Here is a 1,628-nt window from a genome sequence, read left to right on the forward strand (position 1 = left end):
GAGGCGGCGTAAATCCGGCGGTTGTGCGGTGAAGGAGTGCGTTCTTACCTGGGGAGATCTCGCCTCGTGCCTGAAAGGGCGACGGTGGAAGCCGGAGCGAGAAGTCAGCAGAGGTCGTAGTAGCCGCACGATGGGCGAAGGACCGAACGAGAAGGAGTGTTAAACCACCATGTCGATGAGAAAAGCATTGCATCAGATGCCCGCGCGAGCGGGGCGGATCACGGTAAGGGACGGTGAAGCTGTCTCTGGCGTGCTCAGTGATGAAGCTCGTCCCACGCGGCCTGGCACGGTGAGCGCAGGGCAAGGCTTGCTTGCGCAAGTGCTTGCGAGAGAGAACATGCAACGCGCGTGGAAACGCGTGAAGGCGAACAAAGGTGCAGCAGGCGTGGACGGCATGGACATCGCTGCGACCGGCCGCTATCTGGTAACCGCATTACCGAACATCAGAGCACAGCTGATGGCAGGCACGTACCGGCCCAGTCCGGTGCGTCGCGTCGGCATTCCCAAGCCCGATGGCAGCGAACGTGAATTGGGGATACCCACCGTGGTGGACAGGCTGATCCAGCAAGCCGTTCTGCAAGTGCTGCAACCGCTGATCGATCCAACTTTTAGTCAACACAGTCACGGATTTCGTCCGGGTCGTCGTGCGCGTGATGCGGTGCTCGAAGCACAGCAATACGTGGAGGACGGAAACCGGGTCGTGGTGGATGTGGACCTGGAAAAGTTCTTTGACCGGGTCAACCACGATGTCCTGATCGACCGCTTACAGAAACGCATCGCCGATGCCGGGATCATTCGGCTGATTCGGGCGTATCTGAACGCGGGCATCATGCACGGAGGTGTGGTGAGTCAGCGCGAACAGGGCACGCCGCAAGGCGGACCGCTCTCGCCGCTGCTGGCCAATGTGTTGCTTGATGAAGTGGATCGGGAACTGGAACGGCGGGGCCACCGCTTCGTTCGATACGCCGATGACTGCAATGTGTATGTACGCAGCCGGAAAGCGGGCGAACGTGTGATGGCACTGCTCAAGCGTCTTTATGACAAGCTGCACTTGACGATCAATGCGTCGAAAAGTGCTGTGGCCAGCGCGTTTGGTCGCAAGTTTCTGGGTTATAGCCTGTGGGCGGCCCCGAAAGGCGAGATCAAACGCAAGGTATCGGCCAAGGCGCTAGCGACGTTCAAGCAGCGGATACGGCAACTGACCCGTCGCAGCGGCGGGCGCAGCATGACCGAACTGATCGAACCGCTACGGCGCTACATGCTGGGCTGGAAAGCGTACTTTGGATTGGCACAAACACCAGGAGTCTGGCGCACGCTGGACGAATGGATACGCCATCGATTGCGAGCAATTCAGCTTAAGCAGTGGAAACGTGGCACGACGATCTATCGGGAATTGCGCGCTCTCGGAGCGACGGAGAAGGTAGCGGGGTCAGTGGCGGCGAACAGCCGACGCTGGTGGCATAACAGTGCCATGGCCCTTAACCGCGTGTTGACGATTGCCTACTTTAACCGTCTTGGCGTGCCTCGACTCTCATGACCTCAACTACTCGAACCGCCCGGTGCGGACCCGCACGCCGGGTGGTGTGGCAGGGGATCGGCCAGTTATACTGGCCGCCCCTATGCCGATG

Annotated in this window: 1 protein-coding gene; it reads left to right on the forward strand. The window is 60.1% G+C overall.

Annotation, left to right across the window (positions count from 1 at the left end; translation table 11 throughout):
• Positions 1-169 precede the first annotated feature (169 nt).
• Positions 170-1,537 (forward strand): group II intron reverse transcriptase/maturase, encoded by a 1,368-nt coding sequence (gene ltrA / locus QN370_RS20475; RefSeq protein WP_322126768.1) that lies wholly within the window; start codon positions 170-172, stop codon positions 1,535-1,537.
• Positions 1,538-1,628 lie beyond the last annotated feature (91 nt).

The sequence above is a fragment of the Actimicrobium sp. CCI2.3 genome (assembly GCF_035019065.1).
Classification (GTDB): Bacteria; Pseudomonadota; Gammaproteobacteria; order Burkholderiales; family Burkholderiaceae_D; genus Actimicrobium.